This is a genomic window from Hafnia sp. CBA7124 (assembly GCF_002355555.1).
Classification (GTDB): domain Bacteria; phylum Pseudomonadota; class Gammaproteobacteria; order Enterobacterales; family Enterobacteriaceae; genus Hafnia; species Hafnia alvei.
On the sequence record NZ_AP017469.1, the window covers coordinates 2727350 to 2743865 of the forward strand.

Annotated in this window: 15 protein-coding genes and 1 tRNA gene; 2 read left to right on the forward strand and 14 right to left on the reverse strand. The window is 38.5% G+C overall.

All coding sequences use genetic code 11. The features are described from left to right. Positions 1-148: 148 nt before the first annotated feature. A tRNA-Asn gene (locus CPY98_RS12795) sits at positions 149-224 on the forward strand. 180 nt (positions 225-404) lie between these two features. Here the strand turns inward: CPY98_RS12795 and tmaR are convergent. The 14 genes from tmaR to rfbD form a co-directional block, all read right to left on the reverse strand. After that, positions 405-728, reverse strand: a complete 324-nt coding sequence (gene tmaR / locus CPY98_RS12800; RefSeq protein WP_025798203.1) for a PTS system regulator TmaR — start codon at positions 726-728, stop codon at positions 405-407. A gap of 252 nt (positions 729-980) precedes the next feature. Further along, on the reverse strand, positions 981-2393 hold the full coding sequence (gndA, locus tag CPY98_RS12805) for an NADP-dependent phosphogluconate dehydrogenase (RefSeq protein WP_025798201.1): 1413 nt from the start codon (positions 2391-2393) through the stop codon (positions 981-983). Between the two features lie 230 nt (positions 2394-2623). Further along, a complete protein-coding gene (gene ugd / locus CPY98_RS12810) occupies positions 2624-3790 on the reverse strand; it encodes a UDP-glucose 6-dehydrogenase (protein ID WP_096387958.1) in 1167 nt (388 codons plus the stop codon). 124 nt (positions 3791-3914) lie between these two features. Then, positions 3915-4814 carry a sugar phosphate nucleotidyltransferase gene (locus CPY98_RS12815; protein ID WP_096387960.1) on the reverse strand — a complete coding sequence of 300 codons (900 nt, stop codon included), beginning with the start codon at positions 4812-4814 and terminating at the stop codon, positions 3915-3917. Position 4815: 1 nt separating this feature from the next. Continuing rightward, complete coding sequence (locus tag CPY98_RS12820) at positions 4816-5781, reverse strand: NAD(P)-dependent oxidoreductase (protein WP_096387962.1); 966 nt, start codon at positions 5779-5781, stop codon at positions 4816-4818. Beyond that, positions 5778-6533 (reverse strand): glycosyltransferase family 2 protein, encoded by a 756-nt coding sequence (locus CPY98_RS12825; RefSeq protein ID WP_096387964.1) that lies wholly within the window; start codon positions 6531-6533, stop codon positions 5778-5780. Before CPY98_RS12825 ends, CPY98_RS12820 begins: the two co-directional genes overlap by 4 nt. Positions 6534-6569: 36 nt before the next feature. Further along, the gene (locus CPY98_RS12830) at positions 6570-7436 is read right to left on the reverse strand and encodes a hypothetical protein (protein WP_096387966.1); all 867 of its coding nucleotides are present in this window, start codon (positions 7434-7436) and stop codon (positions 6570-6572) included. Further along, the gene (locus tag CPY98_RS12835) at positions 7417-8193 is read right to left on the reverse strand and encodes a hypothetical protein (protein ID WP_096387968.1); all 777 of its coding nucleotides are present in this window, start codon (positions 8191-8193) and stop codon (positions 7417-7419) included. Before CPY98_RS12835 ends, CPY98_RS12830 begins: the two co-directional genes overlap by 20 nt. 24 nt (positions 8194-8217) lie before the next feature. Continuing rightward, positions 8218-9426: an EpsG family protein gene (locus tag CPY98_RS12840; protein ID WP_096387970.1), complete on the reverse strand. Its 1209-nt coding sequence runs from the start codon at positions 9424-9426 to the stop codon at positions 8218-8220. A gap of 78 nt (positions 9427-9504) precedes the next feature. After that, positions 9505-10479: a hypothetical protein gene (locus CPY98_RS12845; protein ID WP_096387972.1), complete on the reverse strand. Its 975-nt coding sequence runs from the start codon at positions 10477-10479 to the stop codon at positions 9505-9507. A gap of 22 nt (positions 10480-10501) precedes the next feature. After that, on the reverse strand, positions 10502-11773 hold the full coding sequence (locus CPY98_RS12850) for an oligosaccharide flippase family protein (protein WP_096387974.1): 1272 nt from the start codon (positions 11771-11773) through the stop codon (positions 10502-10504). Positions 11774-11872: 99 nt separating this feature from the next. Next, positions 11873-12406: a dTDP-4-dehydrorhamnose 3,5-epimerase gene (rfbC, locus tag CPY98_RS12855; RefSeq protein WP_096387976.1), complete on the reverse strand. Its 534-nt coding sequence runs from the start codon at positions 12404-12406 to the stop codon at positions 11873-11875. A 3-nt stretch (positions 12407-12409) separates the two neighbouring features. Further along, the gene (gene rfbA, locus CPY98_RS12860) at positions 12410-13288 is read right to left on the reverse strand and encodes a glucose-1-phosphate thymidylyltransferase RfbA (protein WP_096387978.1); all 879 of its coding nucleotides are present in this window, start codon (positions 13286-13288) and stop codon (positions 12410-12412) included. Between the two features lie 56 nt (positions 13289-13344). Further along, positions 13345-14259, reverse strand: a complete 915-nt coding sequence (gene rfbD / locus CPY98_RS12865) for a dTDP-4-dehydrorhamnose reductase (RefSeq protein WP_227743403.1) — start codon at positions 14257-14259, stop codon at positions 13345-13347. Between the two features lie 600 nt (positions 14260-14859). Here rfbD and CPY98_RS12870 point away from each other — a divergent pair. Beyond that, a complete protein-coding gene (locus CPY98_RS12870) occupies positions 14860-16443 on the forward strand; it encodes a TerC family protein (RefSeq protein WP_025798175.1) in 1584 nt (527 codons plus the stop codon). The last annotated feature ends 73 nt before the right edge of the window (positions 16444-16516 follow it).

The window sequence follows — 16516 nt, forward strand, 5'->3', positions numbered from 1 at the left end:
ATGTAAACTGCAATTGCAGCACAACCCTGTACCATAACCTGCTAAAAAAACGACATTTTGCTGATTTGCTAAGCAATCAAACCGGATATTTGTTTTTGAGCTTTACAAGGTAGGGTAAGCTCGCTAATATTCGCCTCGTTCAAACGATTCCTCTGTAGTTCAGTCGGTAGAACGGCGGACTGTTAATCCGTATGTCACTGGTTCGAGTCCAGTCAGAGGAGCCATATTTAAGAAACCTGCTTAGGAAACTAAGCGGGTTTTTTGCTTTTTATTACACACCTTATATTCAAACCGAATCTAAGCGAGCGAGGGATTTCATAAAAAAATACGCATGGTGTGATAAGAATGGAACAACCTAATGGGGGTGCAGGCAGAGCGGAGTGCCCTGCCTGTGGGATAGGATCTTACTTAGCTTCGCCTTCGCCCAACGCTTTAAGCTTTTTGGAAAGCTCACGACGCTCTTTAGACAGATCGGCGTTCTTGATGATGTAGTCATCAACACGATCTTCGTAGTTGCCACGCATATCGGCAATGATCGCCTGAATCGCTTCAACACTCATACCTGGCTTGATGTATTCACTCAGGTTGTCTAACAACAACACGCGTTTCTGGTTATCACGGATTTTTTTCTCATTATCCACGATTTCACGCTGTAACTTGTTTTTACGGCGGAACATACGCACAAATTCCAGAACGTTTTGGAAAGTCGGCTTATTCACATTTTCCATCTTGATACCTTTGCTTAAGTAGAAAACTTCAAATCAGGCTGTGACTAACAAGATACCGTTTCACGGCTTCGAGGTATAGCCTCTCACTATTCTTATATTACCCAGTTTAGCCACTCGGCAACATGATAAAAACACCTCGAATAGTGAATAAAGATGACTAAATGCTGCAATTTCGAGCAAACGCATCGATTTTGGGCGAAAAAAATCCGGGCAAGCCCGGATCTAGGTATCTACGCTTAAATGCGCAAAATATTAGTCTTGCAGCCACTCGGTGTGGAATACGCCTTCTTTGTCAGTGCGCTTATAAGTATGTGCGCCAAAGTAGTCGCGCTGCGCCTGAATCAGGTTAGCTGGCAGTACCGCCGAGCGATAGCTGTCGTAGTAAGAAATCGCAGCAGAGAAAGTTGGCGTTGGGATACCATTCTGTACAGCGTAAGACACCACGTCACGCAGCGCTTGCTGGTATTCATCAGCAACTTGCTTGAAGTACGGAGCCAGCAGCAGGTTTGCAATTGAGGCATCCTGAGCATAGGCGTCAGTGATTTTCTGCAGGAACTGTGCACGAATAATGCAGCCGGCACGGAAGATTTTAGCAATCTCACCGTAGTTCAAATCCCAGCTGTATTCTTCTGATGCAGCACGCAGCTGAGAGAAGCCCTGCGCGTAAGAAACGATTTTACCGAGGTACAGTGCACGGCGAACTTTCTCGACGAACTCAGCTTTATCACCGCTAAAGACCTGAGCTTTCGGCCCAGACAGTACTTTAGATGCTGCGACGCGCTGATCCTTCAACGAGGAGATGTAACGCGCAAACACTGACTCGGTGATCAGTGACAGCGGCTCACCCAGATCCAGAGAGCTCTGGCTGGTCCATTTACCGGTGCCTTTGTTTGCAGCTTCATCCAAGATCACATCAACCAGATATTTACCTTCTTCATCTTTTTTGGTGAAGATATCTTTGGTAATGTCGATCAGATAACTGTTCAGTTCACCTTTATTCCATTCGGTAAAGGTTGTTGCCAGTTCATCGTTAGACAGATTTAAACCATGTTTCAGCAGAGAATACGCTTCAGCAATCAGCTGCATATCACCGTATTCGATACCGTTGTGAACCATTTTCACATAGTGGCCAGCGCCATCAGAACCGATGTAGGTTACGCATGCTTCGCCGTCTTCTGCAACTGCAGCAATTTTTTTCAGGATAGGAGCAACCAGTTCATAGGCATGCTTCTGACCACCAGGCATGATCGATGGCCCTTTCAGCGCACCTTCTTCACCACCAGAAACACCGGTACCAATGAAGTTAAAACCTTCGGCAGACAGTTCGCGGTTACGACGAATCGTGTCTTGGAAGAAGGTATTACCGCCATCGATCAGGATGTCGCCTTTTTCCAGATAAGGCTTCAGAGAATCGATAGTCTTATCGGTAGCTTCACCAGCCTTCACCATCAACAGGATACGACGAGGCTTCTCAAGGGATTCAACGAATTCCTGTACCGTATAATAAGGTACTAAATTCTTACCCGGGTTCTCAGCAACGACTTCGTCGGTCTTGTCCGTGGAACGGTTAAAGATGGATACGGTATAACCGCGGCTTTCGATGTTGAGCGCAAGGTTACGCCCCATCACTGCCATACCGACAACGCCGATCTGTTGTTTGGACATTGGAAACTCCTGTCTAAGGGATGATACCTGCGAGGACTCTCCTCACAGCACATGTGTGGCAGCTATGTTAACTCAGCTTGCAGTTAATGGGATAGCGATTGATGCGATAGATGTTTCAAGCGTTCAGAAGGTGTACGCATACGTTTGCTAAAACTGTGAGTTTAAAATATAAAAAAAGCCCGCAAGCGGGCTTTTACATTTAGTTCACGAACTCGCGTGCTCACTAAGGATTAATCGCCTCCAAATAGATCGCGGGTATAGACTTTATTCGCCACATCCATCAACGGCTCATCCATGCGGTTAGAGATAATAATGTCAGAACGTGCTTTAAATGCGTCCAGATCGCGCATCACTGGCGAATTAAAGAAGCTATCTTCTTCCATCACCGGCTCATAGATCACTACCTCAACGCCTTTCGCTTTGATGCGTTTCATGATCCCTTGAATCGACGACGCCCGGAAGTTATCGGAACCGCTCTTCATGATCAAACGGTAAATACCTACCGTTTTGGGCTGATGCGACAAAATCGATTCGGCAATAAAATCTTTACGCGTGCGGTTTGCATCAACGATAGCGCCGATGAGATTATTCGGTACTGATGAATAGTTAGCCAGTAGCTGCTTAGTATCTTTCGGTAAGCAATATCCACCATAACCAAACGATGGATTATTGTAATGATTACCGATACGGGGATCTAAGCAGACACCATCAATAATCTGACGCGTGTTCAAACCAAGCGCTTCTGCATAGCTATCCAGCTCATTAAAGTAAGCCACACGCATCGCCAAATAGGTATTGGCGAATAATTTAATGGCCTCTGCTTCAGTTGAATCAGTGAAAAGGACCTGAATATCTTCTTTGATTGCACCTTCAACTAGCAGCGCGGCAAATTTCTCTGCCCGCTCTGATCGTTCACCAATCACAATTCTCGACGGATAAAGATTATCGTAAAGCGCGCGCCCTTCACGTAAAAACTCAGGTGAGAAGAAAATGTTATCAATCCCAAACTCTTCACGAATTTTCTGCGTGTAACCAACTGGCACCGTTGACTTAATCACCATCACCGCATCAGGATTTATCGTCAGCACATCTCTAATGACTGACTCCACCGACGTTGTGTTGAAATAGTTGGTTTTAGGATCGTAATCCGTTGGCGTTGCAATGATGACAAAGTCAGCGCCTAGATATGCATCTTCTTTATCGATGGTTGCACGAAAGTTAAGAGGTTTGTGGGCTAAATAACTCTCAATTTCTTTATCAACGATAGGTGATTTTTTTTGATTTAATAACTCTACCTTTGATTTAATAATATCTAACGCGACAACTTCATGATTTTGAGCGATCAAGAGACCATTAGATAACCCAACATAACCCGTACCACTAATTGCAATTTTCATGAAAATTTCTCTGAAAAAATGAATTGTTAAGGTATCGAATAATATATTAAAAAATCAACAATATATCTAACGAACTCTAAATCGAAAGAGTCTTTTAACAAATCATTTCATTCTTAATTGATACCTAGATTGATTTCTGCAGCTGTTTTAACCAATTTTTGAATGCGGTCCCCTGTGATGGGTGATTCAGACCATAAGCGACAAACGCCTCAGCATAACCAAGCTTTTCACCACAGTTGTATGCCTTACCTACTAATCGATAGGCTTCAACAGGTAGATGCTGCAGCATCGTTGCAATGGCATCCGAAAGCTGAATACGCTCCCAAGCGCCATAACCAGTGGTTTCAAGAATAGGCCAAATAGCGCTAGAAAGAACATAACGACCCACCGCTGATAAATCGGAATTATACATCTCCGCATTTTCAGGTTTTTCTACGATAGACGTCATACGCGCAGCTTGCCCCGGCTCAAGGACTTCATTGTCGCAGTTAATTACCGAATACTCTGATAACTCTTCGATAGGCGTCGATTGCACAAGCACCTGACTTCGGCCTGTTTCACTGAAACGTTGTACCATCGATGCTAAATTCTCTCTCGAAGCATCATAGGTAGAGTCGTCCAAAAGGATATCAGGCAACACCACCACAAACGGGTTATTACCTACTAGTGGTTTGGCACAAAGAATAGCATGGCCCAAACCAAGTTGTTTGTGCTGACGTACGCTGTTAATCGTAACGCCTTTCGGACAGATTGACTGAACTTCAGCCAATAACTGACGTTTTACACGAGCTTCCAGCAATGCTTCCAATTCGTAAGAAGTATCAAAGTGGTTTTCGATTGCATTCTTAGAAGAGTTAGTGACCAAAATAATTTCTTTGATGCCCGCAGCAACACACTCATTTACGATCTTCTGAATAAGCGGAATATCAACAATTGGCAAAAGTTCTTTCGGAATAGCTTTAGTTGCAGGCAGCATTTTCATGCCAAGGCCTGCGACGGGGATGACGGCTTTGATGTTTGTCATTTTAATGCTTTTCCAGAAATTCATGGCGGACGGTATTTGCAATTCCCTGTTCAAGCGTTACTGGCGGCTTAAACCCAGTAGCAGTAATACTATGAGATTTAAATTGAGTACGCGCGCAGAATTTTTTAACACGAATACAGCTCACTGGGAATTCTTTTCCCGTGATCTTAGACAGTATGTCAAGGCAATAACCACCAGCAATCCCGATTGCATATGGAATTCGAATATTATTCTTTTTCCTATGCAAGGCAGAGCAAATAACATCGGTAAGTTCGTTCATTGTAAAATCAGGTTTATCGATGTAGTTAAATACATGACGTCCTGACCCAAATGTTGTAGCAAACTTTAAGAATGCTGCAATATTCTCAACGTAAGCCATAGACTTTTGGTTATTACCAGCACCAATCATCAGGAACTTACCTGAAGCAATCTGGCGGAATAAATTATAAACATTGCCTCGGTTATTTTCGCCAAATACAACTGTAGGACGAATTGTAACGAGTGTACGTTCTGTATCCCTTGCTTGCCATGAATCATAAACATATTCAGCTTCAAGCTTAGATTTACCATAGTCGTTGAACGGATGAAACTCACCATCCTCACCTGTTTCTTTTTCTACAAATCCATAAACAGCGACAGATGATGTGAATACAATATGCTTAATTCCTAATTGTTCAACTGCGTCACAAACATTCTTAGCGCCTTGCACATTAACATCATAATAGAGACTAATTGGATGGACATTATCTTTATGCTCTGCCGCAAGGTTTATAACAACGCTACTTCCAGATAATGCTTCTAGTAATGAACTAGTATTAGTCACATCACCATATAACCATTGAGATGCATACTCAGTACTTTTTCTAATATCGACAATTCTAAAATTAATATTTGCACTAGCAAGCGCATGGGCCAACCTTGTTCCTATAAACCCGGCACCACCAATTATAGTTACTAACTCACTCATTTTTTAACTCCATGTTTTTTAACGGCTCTAATCGCGTAATGTGAAAAATAATATGCCGATTTTAAAATACTAAACTTGAGGTAATGACGATAAAAAGACCACTGTGTAAAGAGAATCTTCATCTTATTTGAGGACAAGCTAGCATTGCCTTCCCTATAAAAAGCTAAAGGCTCTGATATGCAATACGCAAAATCAATCCTCTCCAAAATTGTCAGCCATAGTGCCATATCCTGTCGTTTTCTAATAGATGGCATCAAAACTTTACCAAGTATCTCAGCATCGTAAATAGCGGTAAGACACCCTATAACATTCGATTTCAAAAGCTCATTGTAATTAACTCGTTCAGGAGGAACTATATGAGCGAAAACATCACCATCACTATTTATTTTTTTATATTCGCTGTATGTGAGCACATAATTATTTTTTTTCATGAAACTTATTTGTTTTTCAAGTTTGTCATTTCTCCATAGATCATCACTATCTAGAAATGCGATATATCGTCCATTGGATTTAGTTATGCTATTATTTCTAGAGCAACCAGCACCTAAATTTTTCTCATTGAAAAAAGGTTTTATCCGATGATCTTTTGCGCTGAAAAACTCTATTATACTTTTTGTTCCATCTGTAGACATATCATCAGTAATTAATAATTCCCAGTTTTCATATGATTGAGAAAGAACTGATGAAATGCTGTCAGTTATAGTTTTCTCTGAATTAAACGAGGGCATTATTATTGACACTAGGTCTTCCATAAATCACCTTAAATTATAGCCACATGATATTATATTTTAATAAAAATATTTAGTTACATCAAAAAAATGAAACGTATTTTTTAATTTTATATTATTTTCATTATTATTAACATTGCTTGAATAAAGGCTTTCTGATAAGCAATTAATCAATACAGGAAAATGCACATTGTGTGCATAAACTCGACTAGATTTATATCCATTCTTAAGTGTCATTGCCTTATACCAAATATCGTCTGCTTTAGGTGCAACACTAAGAAACTTGTCTGAACTCGAAACCTCTCGGGATATAGACCCTATGGGATAAGCAACACCTGAGCACCCTGTAGGTAATAAACTGTAATTTGGCTCACTTCCTGAAACGTTAAGGCTCATAGATTTTTTATAATCAAAGATGCCATTATAAATGCGCAAATCATGTCCTCGAAAGCATGAAACACAATTATCCTTCATACTTTTTAAAAGCAATTCTTCACTCCAATATTTAGGATAAAGCACATCATCGTCTGCCGTAATAACATGCTTAATCCCGGTAACTTGTATGAGAAGATCGTTTATATATGATAGCTTTTTGTACGAACCAATGTCATCATTTTTGATATGAATAATTAGCCCATCATTTTCAAGCCGTTTAATTCTTTTTGGTATACCACCATATATATCTAAATCTTTTTTTGATAACCAAAGATGAATCTCTCGTGGCTTTAATTTTTGATAAAAAAATGATTCCAATACTAAATGTAGTGTACCAAACCTCTTATGATACGAAGTCAGTGATATAATATATGAAGATGATTGCTCTAGTTGGGGACGCTTCCAAGAAAAAAAATAAGATAAAAAAATAAATTTAACAGTCTCAAAAAAAGAGCTAATTAGAAATAGAATCTTATTTATTAAAATATTCATTTAACTCATCCGCTGAACCATGCTGAAAATAAAAATGCCTATCACTCATATTTATCGGTCTATCCCTTCCATATCCAATTGGTAAATAATTATAATTGCCAATGGCTTTGGAAAACATATTCTGAAGTCGCCATGTTATTTTCTTAATAAATTTTGACCGCGATGAAATAAGCAAAAACTTCGGAATGAAGAAAAACCAATCAGATGTTGCCAATGCAAACTTTCTCTCAGGAGGCATCTCTGAATCAGAGAATGGTATTAGAAATATTTTCGCAAGAAAACTATCTATATATTCTTTTTTAATAATAAAAAAAGATTGCTGCAAGGGGTTGTTAAAATCTTTGCACTTCCCAAACATGTACGGCTTATTCATTTTCGCTATACAATTTTCTATTATTTTTTCTCCAAAAATAAGTGCATCTTGCTCAATGTATACATAGTAATCACAATCGCAATTTTGTGCGTAGGACATTGAATGTATGACAGACCGCATCCATCCAGAATATTTTCCAGTATGGTTAGTTGAATGTCCTGCATTCTCATTTAAGGAGATAACCTTTAAACCAATTTCCCATTTTGGCTTTATTGGCGAATTACTATCTACAATAATAATTTCAGTTGGCGATGTATATTTACGAATAGCAGCATACCAATGATAATGAAAGTTTTCATTTCTAATATCATTATCTCCATATAACTTTTCTCTTTCATCATCAGAACTAGAACACCACCACCCACTGCCAATAATATATTTCATATTTTTCCCTATATATTATTAAACTCAAGATACCATCCACGACACCACATTATAAAACAACGATTCTTTGTTAAAAAAAGTAATATTATAATCACCTAAATCATTTAACACTACAAATCTGATAAATACAAAAATAATAAAAATAAAAAAAACAGTTTCAATAAACATTGAAATATTTTTATATTCTGATTTTAGAATAATGTTTGATATATGATAAAAAAATAATGGCGCTAGAAAGACCACAATCATAGATATTCTTTCGGGAAGAATACCATACTCTCTAAAAAAGAGGATTAAAAAATAGAACACAATAAAAAATAAAGAAATAGAATCCAATGGCCTTTTATATCTCGACATCATCGAATATAGCAAGAGAATAAAGCTCATATGCAAAGGAATTAAAATAAGACTATAAAGTGTCAAACTTGAATTGGATAAATTATTATTTAGATAAAAACCTATTTTCCGGTCTATTGATGGCGCGAAATTTTTCGCTAAATTTACTATTTGATTTATAATTTCTGAGTTTAAGGGAAAAAAAATAACAGCAAAATAGAACAATAATATCCAACGCACCTTCACTCTATTTTTTATAAAATTAGAAATATAGAAAACAAAAATATATAAAATAGAAATAGAATGAGCAAGAACAGACAATAAAGAGTATATAGTTGATTTCACCCGAGGGAACAATTCACTCTTCGGTTGCGTGACTAATAACATAAAGAATACTATAGACAGCGACTGCCTTGAAAGATATAGCCCTTGCTGTATATAAATAGGATATAGAATTATAATAGGATAGTACTTTATGCCCCTCCAGCCAAAATGGCGATGAACTATTATAGCGAGACATATATTAATAAATAAGGATTGAGTAAATAAAACAAATCTGAAATCAGCATCAAAAAAACCTAAGACAGAATAAAACAACATGAGCAAAGGCTCAGTCAAAAACTCATCAACATAACCGGAATGAATTACGTCCAAGTAGATAATTTTATAATTGCTGATGTCTCCAGAAATATCTACATTTGAGTTGAATAATGCTGAGGCCAAAATTAAAACAATCAATGCCAAAAACTTAATATTTCCACTAGAGAAATACACAGTTATAGAAAGCAGAACTAGTACAATCCAAATAGGTAGAAAAATCAAAGCACTAGCTAAAAATACAAAAAGCAGTCCAATAAAAATATTAGATTTATATGTAAGCGGTTCTATAGTGGTCATATATACTCATTAAGCCTGTATCGGGATTGAATACAAACAAAGCCAATTTAATACTTACTGCATGTAATCCCTGTTATTTCATTTGGCTAGTGTATTAATCAACGAATTTATAGTGTACTTTTCTTTAATTTCTCTAGAAATTTCAACATAAGGTAACCGCATAAAACCCGTGAGAATGCGTGTAGTAATCATCTCTTTTTCAATTATTAGTATATTATTTTTGTGATAAAAATCATAGCATGAAATATCAGTGTTATCTGTTATTAATTTTTTGCCAAAAAAAAGAGACTCAAGTGCTCTTAGAGTCAAGCCACTTTGCCCTTTCTGTATGATCTCAACTATACACTCAGAGTTTATCAATATGTCTAAATAGTCAGAATAAGCTATATCTTCATCCTTGAGCATACAGTCTTTTACTACAGCATCGCTGAAGTTATTTATATGGTCACGAGTTATGTGATGAAAAAATTTTAGGTTTGAGTTAATAAAAATTTCAGATATTATTTTTACTTTATCAATTCTACCTTTATTTTTCCCAACAAAAAAACCAGAATAAATTGATTTTTCTTTGTTTATAGCATATTCATCGACTATTTTTTGTGAGTAAATTTGATGATGATAAAAAAGCCCAAACTTTGATGCGTCATCCTTATCAAACGTCCAGATTTTTATACCAATGAACTTCATTATAAAAAATATAATTCGAAGTTCAATTGTTGTTCTTGCAATTGATGAGCAGGGGTTCCATAGCCATAAACTTTGCTTTTTATACTTCAAACATTTTTTAAAAATTAGAGCTAAAAGATTAAACTGATCAATACCATAATAGATAACACATCCTCTTTTATTTTTTTTAAAAAAGAAAAGAATGCCATATACTGAAAACAAAAAAAATACTATCAGTCTATAGTAAATACGCAAAAACAATTTCTTGCTATTAGACTTTGATAGATCAACAAATTCATCCATGGAATGCAAATGAATATCTTTAGAATTCAAATCTTTTAATACGTATTCAGTTAGCAAAAAGTTATTTTTTACAATATGTATCATTATAATTCCTAGCGGTATTAAATTAATCTTTTATAGCTTTATAAAATGAGCGCATAATTAAGCCTAGCAATAAAAACTCGCTAAGTGTAGCTGAAATTGCCCCAGCATAATTACTAAATGTAATCGATAAAATAACACAGACAACAATATTTATCACACCAACAATAATAACATTTTTTGAGAATTCTTTCATTTTCCCAATTGATACTAAGCCTAAAATGCCATAAAAATAATTAAGACCACCAAATAAAATGACACCAGAAAAAATAACAAAATTTATAATAACAGATATATCTTGATTATGGTAAAATATATTAGTTATAACAGGGGTGAATAGTATAAATATTAAAGTAAGAGAAATATAAAAATAAAAAACTTTTCTTCCATACTTCTTAAAAAAACGTTTTATGTAATCAGAATCGTTTTTATTTTTATTATTAAAAAATGGAAATACCGCATCACCAATGACATTCTGAACCATCTGAACACTACGAACAACCCTTTCACAAATCGAATAACTCCCTACAACAGCAGGAGAAGAGAACATGCTCATTATTACTATGTTTGAATTTTTATAAAGAGTTGAAGCAACTCTAGACACAAAAATATGCCAGCCGTCGATTAGATATTTTTGGATTACAGATATTTTAATCAACTTCACTGTCATGTTAAATTTTCTCCCAGCGATAATCATCCCCAATATACATGACAACAGTGAAGCACCACCATTAATAAGAGGCACAAGAAATGCGTCATCGCTATTTTTTGTCATAACAAATATCAATATTGTTCCAAATATTTTTGTAGCTGTGTTAATTATTGTAATAAACTTCATATTTTCCATCCCCTGAAAAAACCATACAGGAAATAGAGACTGCCCGACTATAATAAGATATGAATATATATATATATCAAGTGACATGCTATAAATTGATATATTTTTTATTATCAAGAAAAAAATAAAAAAACAGACAAATAAAAAAGATACTTTTATATAGAACACAGCACTAAATATCTCGACTAACCTCTCATGGTTCTCTCTATTTTCAGCAACATCACGAGTTGCGGTAAGATTAAACCCATAGTCAGATACCATTTGAAAGTAAATACACAACGCTGATGCCGTGGCAATTACTCCAACATTATTAATCCCGATATGAATAACTAAATATGGAATTAAAATTAATGGCAATATGTAGTTGATCAACTGAAGCATTGCGAGAGAGAAAATATTACCTAGTAATCTCTTCACATCACCTTTCATTGCCAACAATGAAATAAATTTTGAGGGCATATCCGACTCTAGTTTTTATGTTTATAATTCTTAAACTCAGAATTAGCTCCATGAACTAATAATATGATTTCGCTGTACTATATCTAGATGGATAATTTACTATTCATTGATGTTATTGTTTTTTTTATCTTTAATAGACAGAATAGGCTCAATCCCTACCCCCCAGTTGATATTTATTAGCGGGTCATTCCATTTTATTCCTCGTTCGTATGCCGCACTGTAATAATTAGTAGTTTTATAGCAAAATTCGACCTCGTCACTTAAAGCCAAAAAACCATGCGCAAACCCTTCAGGAATCCATAGCTGTCTCTTGTTCTCAGCAGATAGGTTAACTCCCACCCATTTACCAAAGGTATCTGAATCCTTTCTAATATCGACAGCAACATCAAAAACCTCTCCCGCTACGCACCGAACCAGCTTACCTTGTGCAAACGGCGCAAGTTGATAATGTAAACCACGCAAAACACCCTTTGATGATTTAGAGTGGTTGTCCTGAACAAAGTGTACAGGGTAACCAACAGCCTCTTCGAAAACTTTTTGGTTGAAACTTTCAAAGAAAAAACCACGCTCATCACCAAAAACTTTTGGTTCAAAAATCAAAACATCTGGAATTTCAGTTTTAATAACGTTCATAAATTAGCGGCCTTTAACCATCTTCAACAAATACTGACCATATGCATTCTTAGCCAACGGGGCTGCTAATGCTCTTACCTGCTCAGCATTAATAAAACCTTTGCGATATGCAATTTCCTCTGGGCATGCCACCTTCAATCCTTGACGAGTCTCTATCGTCTGAATGAAATTCGCCGCTTCAATCAAACTCTCATGCGTACCAGTATCAAGCCAAGCATACCCACGCCCCATCATGGCAACAGATAAATTACCCTGCTCTAAATAGATGCGGTTGATATCGGTGATCTCTAGCTCGCCACGTGCGGATGGCTTTAAATTTTTAGCCATTTGCACAACTCGGTTGTCATAGAAATATAAACCGGTTACTGCATAGTTACTCTTAGGTTCAGCTGGTTTTTCTTCTAAAGAAATAGCCTTGCCGTTGGCATCAAACTCAACAACACCATAGCGCTCAGGATCATTGACATGATAAGCAAACACTGTTGCGCCAGACTCTTTCGTGATGGCGGCTTCAAGTTGTTTTTGCAAGTCATGACCGTAGAAAATGTTGTCGCCTAGAACCAATGCGCAGTTGTCACTGCCAATGAACTCCTCACCCAAAATAAAGGCTTGAGCCAATCCATCTGGGCTTTCCTGAACTTTATATTGCAGTTTCAATCCCCATTGGCTGCCGTCCCCCAGCAACTGCTCAAATCTTGGCGTATCTTGCGGTGTGCTGATAATTAAGATGTCGCGAATACCCGCTAGCATTAACGTACTGAGCGGGTAATAAATCATTGGCTTGTCATAAATAGGAAGTAGCTGTTTACTTACCGCCATTGTTACAGGATACAAACGAGTCCCAGAGCCACCGGCTAATACAATCCCTTTACGAGTTGTCATTCTTTAATCTCTTTTATTTAATCTGTTAATTGATACTGAATTTTAATTGAAGGGAATTATTTTACAGATGCAGAAAATAGCTCATGCAACATGCGCTTAACACCAACGTCCCAATTCGGCAATTCAAGGCCAAATGTTTGTCTAAATTTGGTTGTATCAAGTCTTGAATTGAGAGGCCGCACAGCTGGCGTAGGGTAAGACGAGGTGGTAACAGGCAACGTCTTTTTTACTTTTAATTCAATTCCTGCTGCTTGTGCTTCTGCAAACACCAGGTTAGCAAACTCAAACCACGTTGTGGTACCGGAAGCTACAAGATGATAGATCCCTGCGACATTAGGGTTAGATAACGCTTTTTGTATTGCATGGGCTGTACAATCAGCCAATAATTCAGCGCCTGTCGGAGCACCATGCTGATCATCAATTATAGAGAGTTCTTCACGCTCAACGCCTAAACGAAGCATGGTCTTAACAAAGTTATTTCCCTTACTTGCATATACCCAGCTCGTTCTGAAGATGAGGTGTTTTGTACATTTCTTTTGAATGGCCCGCTCACCAGCAAGTTTAGTTTCACCATAAATGTTCAAAGGCGATGGCTCGTCAGTCTCTACCCATGGCTTATCACCAGTTCCTGGCAATACATAATCGGTTGAATAGTGAATTAGCCATGCACCAATTACTTCAGCCTCTCTAGCTATTGCCTCTACGCTGGTAGCATTCAACAACTGAGCAAATTCTTGCTCACTTTCTGCTTTATCTACAGCGGTATGTGCGGCCGCATTAACAATAATATCAGGCTTAATTTTACGAACGGTTTCTGCTACCCCTTCAGGATTACTAAAATCACCGCAATATTCTGACGAATCATAATCAACAGCGATTATATTACCGAGTGGAGCCAAAGAGCGCTGAAGCTCCCAACCAACCTGACCATTTTTACCAAATAATAATATATTCATTTTACTGTGCTCCACGGCTTTCTTAATTTTATAAAGTTAAGATCAGCTTTTTAGAATTATTTTTTGCGATTATATTTTATACCTGCAGTGGTATTACATATGTCTCGTCAGAATCCTTCCGTTATATCTAGACTCGCTGATAAATATCGGCCGTTAATTCATCTGAGAAATCATCAAAATCTTATATAAAACATATAATCTTTAAAAGGTCTCACCCACGCTACCGCCCTTGGCTCGTCAGCTACCAATGCACTGTTAAAAATCGCGGCGATGTAGGCCTTATGAGGCTGCTGGCAGGGTACACTCCTGTCGGATGCCCCCACCTCAGATAATTCTTAACCCAGTCCCTTTTTAGGAACTTTCACTCTTCTCACTATTTCTTACACTTTTCAGTGCGGGCTAATTCTCATACTTCTAGCGGCCTGATACAAGGATAAATATGCACAAAAAGTTTAGCTGTTTTAGAAATGCACAAATTGACATACAAATTGAACTTTTTGTTGAATATCCATAGTTACCGCAAGCCCTTTGCACGCTTGCACTTGAATTTATCGCTCGAACCACCGATCATTCTCTGAGAATAATTGTAACAACTCTGAAGGTATAACGAAGCGTATGGAATGGATCGCCGATCCGACTATTTGGGCAGGGCTGGCAACACTGGTCGTGCTTGAGATTGTGCTAGGTATTGATAACCTAGTTTTTATTGCGATTTTGGCAGAGAAACTACCTCGTCAACAGCGTGACAAAGCGCGTATCGTTGGCTTATTGCTGGCGCTCGTGATGCGCCTTGTGCTGCTGGCGTCCATTTCTTGGCTGGCAACGCTAACCAAGCCAATCCTGACCCTCAACGGGCACGGCTTTAGTGCTCGCGATCTGATTATGTTGACTGGTGGGATATTCTTACTCTTCAAAGCCACCGTTGAATTGAACGAGCGGCTTGAGGGCAAAGACCATGAGAGCCACAACCAGCGCAAAGGCGCCAAGTTCTGGCCAGTGGTGATCCAAATTGTGGTGCTTGATGCAGTGTTCTCACTGGATTCAGTTATCACCGCCGTGGGCATGGTTGAACATCTTGCCGTTATGATGGCAGCCGTATGTATTGCCATCAGCCTGATGTTGCTTGCCAGTAAGCCGCTAACCAATTTTGTGAATGCCCACCCCACTATCATCATTCTGTGTTTGAGCTTCCTGCTGATGATTGGCTTTAGCTTAGTCGCAGAAGGCTTCGGTTATCTGATTCCAAAAGGCTATCTGTATGCAGCCATCGGTTTCTCAGTAATTATCGAGGTCTTGAATCAGCTTTCTCAATATAACCGGCGACGATTCCTCTCGTCATCACGCCCACTACGTGAGCGCACCGCTGAAGCCGTTTTACGCTTGTTGAGTGGCAAACATGAAGAAGCACAGCTCGATGCCAATACCTCTAGCCTAATTGCCGATAATCGCGGTGAGGCCGACCTGTTTATTCCGCAAGAACGCATGATGATCGAGCGCGTGTTAGGCATGGCACAACGCACCGTGAGTAGCATAATGACATCCCGCCACGATGTTGAGCAGTTGGACCTCAGCGATCCGCAAAGTAAGCTGGATGAGCTATTACAAAAAAACCTGCATACGCGCATTGTAGTAACCGATGATAATGCCGCCGATGAACCATTGGGCGTTATTCATGTCATCGACCTGCTGAGGCAACAGTTGCAAGGCGAGAAACTCGATCTTAGGGCGTTGGTGAAGCAACCACTGATTTTCCCTGAAGGCGTGTCGTTGTTGATGGCTTTAGAGCAGTTCAGGCAGGCGCAGACTCACTTTGCCTTTGTGGTTGATGAGTTTGGTTCCGTTGAGGGCGTAGTCACGCTGACAGACGTCATGGAGACCATTGCCGGTAATCTTCCTGTTGCCGGTGAAGACATCGACCCGCGCCATGATATCCAGCAAAACGACGATGGCACGTGGATCGCCAACGGTTATATGCCGCTAGAGGACTTAGTGCTTTATATGCCATTGCCAATCGATGAGAAGCGCGAATACCACACGCTAGCGGGTTTATTGATGGAGTATCTGCAGCGCATTCCGAACGTGGGTGAGCAAATTAGAATTGGTGATTATATGTTCGAGCCGTTAGAAATTAACAGCCACAGGATCCTGAAAATTAAAATCACGCCCCTTGCGGTGCCTGACGATGATTATGAAGTCTAAATTACGTCTCGGATAATATTTATCGATTAAAAAAGCGGGCTTTGCCCGCTTTTGTGTATCTGTAATATATAAC

Coding starts and splice junctions, on each gene's coding strand:
- CPY98_RS12825 (WP_096387964.1), bottom strand. CDS start 6,533: ATGGAAGACCTAGTGTCAATAATAATGCCCTCGTTTAATTCAGAGAAA.
- CPY98_RS12850 (WP_096387974.1), bottom strand. CDS start 11,773: ATGCCCTCAAAATTTATTTCATTGTTGGCAATGAAAGGTGATGTGAAG.
- CPY98_RS12845 (WP_096387972.1), bottom strand. CDS start 10,479: ATGATACATATTGTAAAAAATAACTTTTTGCTAACTGAATACGTATTA.
- rfbA (WP_096387978.1), bottom strand. CDS start 13,288: ATGACAACTCGTAAAGGGATTGTATTAGCCGGTGGCTCTGGGACTCGT.
- rfbC (WP_096387976.1), bottom strand. CDS start 12,406: ATGAACGTTATTAAAACTGAAATTCCAGATGTTTTGATTTTTGAACCA.
- CPY98_RS12830 (WP_096387966.1), bottom strand. CDS start 7,436: ATGAATATTTTAATAAATAAGATTCTATTTCTAATTAGCTCTTTTTTT.
- gndA (WP_025798201.1), bottom strand. CDS start 2,393: ATGTCCAAACAACAGATCGGCGTTGTCGGTATGGCAGTGATGGGGCGT.
- ugd (WP_096387958.1), bottom strand. CDS start 3,790: ATGAAAATTGCAATTAGTGGTACGGGTTATGTTGGGTTATCTAATGGT.
- CPY98_RS12835 (WP_096387968.1), bottom strand. CDS start 8,193: ATGAAATATATTATTGGCAGTGGGTGGTGGTGTTCTAGTTCTGATGAT.
- CPY98_RS12820 (WP_096387962.1), bottom strand. CDS start 5,781: ATGAGTGAGTTAGTAACTATAATTGGTGGTGCCGGGTTTATAGGAACA.
- CPY98_RS12840 (WP_096387970.1), bottom strand. CDS start 9,426: ATGACCACTATAGAACCGCTTACATATAAATCTAATATTTTTATTGGA.
- tmaR (WP_025798203.1), bottom strand. CDS start 728: ATGGAAAATGTGAATAAGCCGACTTTCCAAAACGTTCTGGAATTTGTG.
- CPY98_RS12870 (WP_025798175.1), top strand. CDS start 14,860: ATGGAATGGATCGCCGATCCGACTATTTGGGCAGGGCTGGCAACACTG.
- CPY98_RS12815 (WP_096387960.1), bottom strand. CDS start 4,814: ATGACAAACATCAAAGCCGTCATCCCCGTCGCAGGCCTTGGCATGAAA.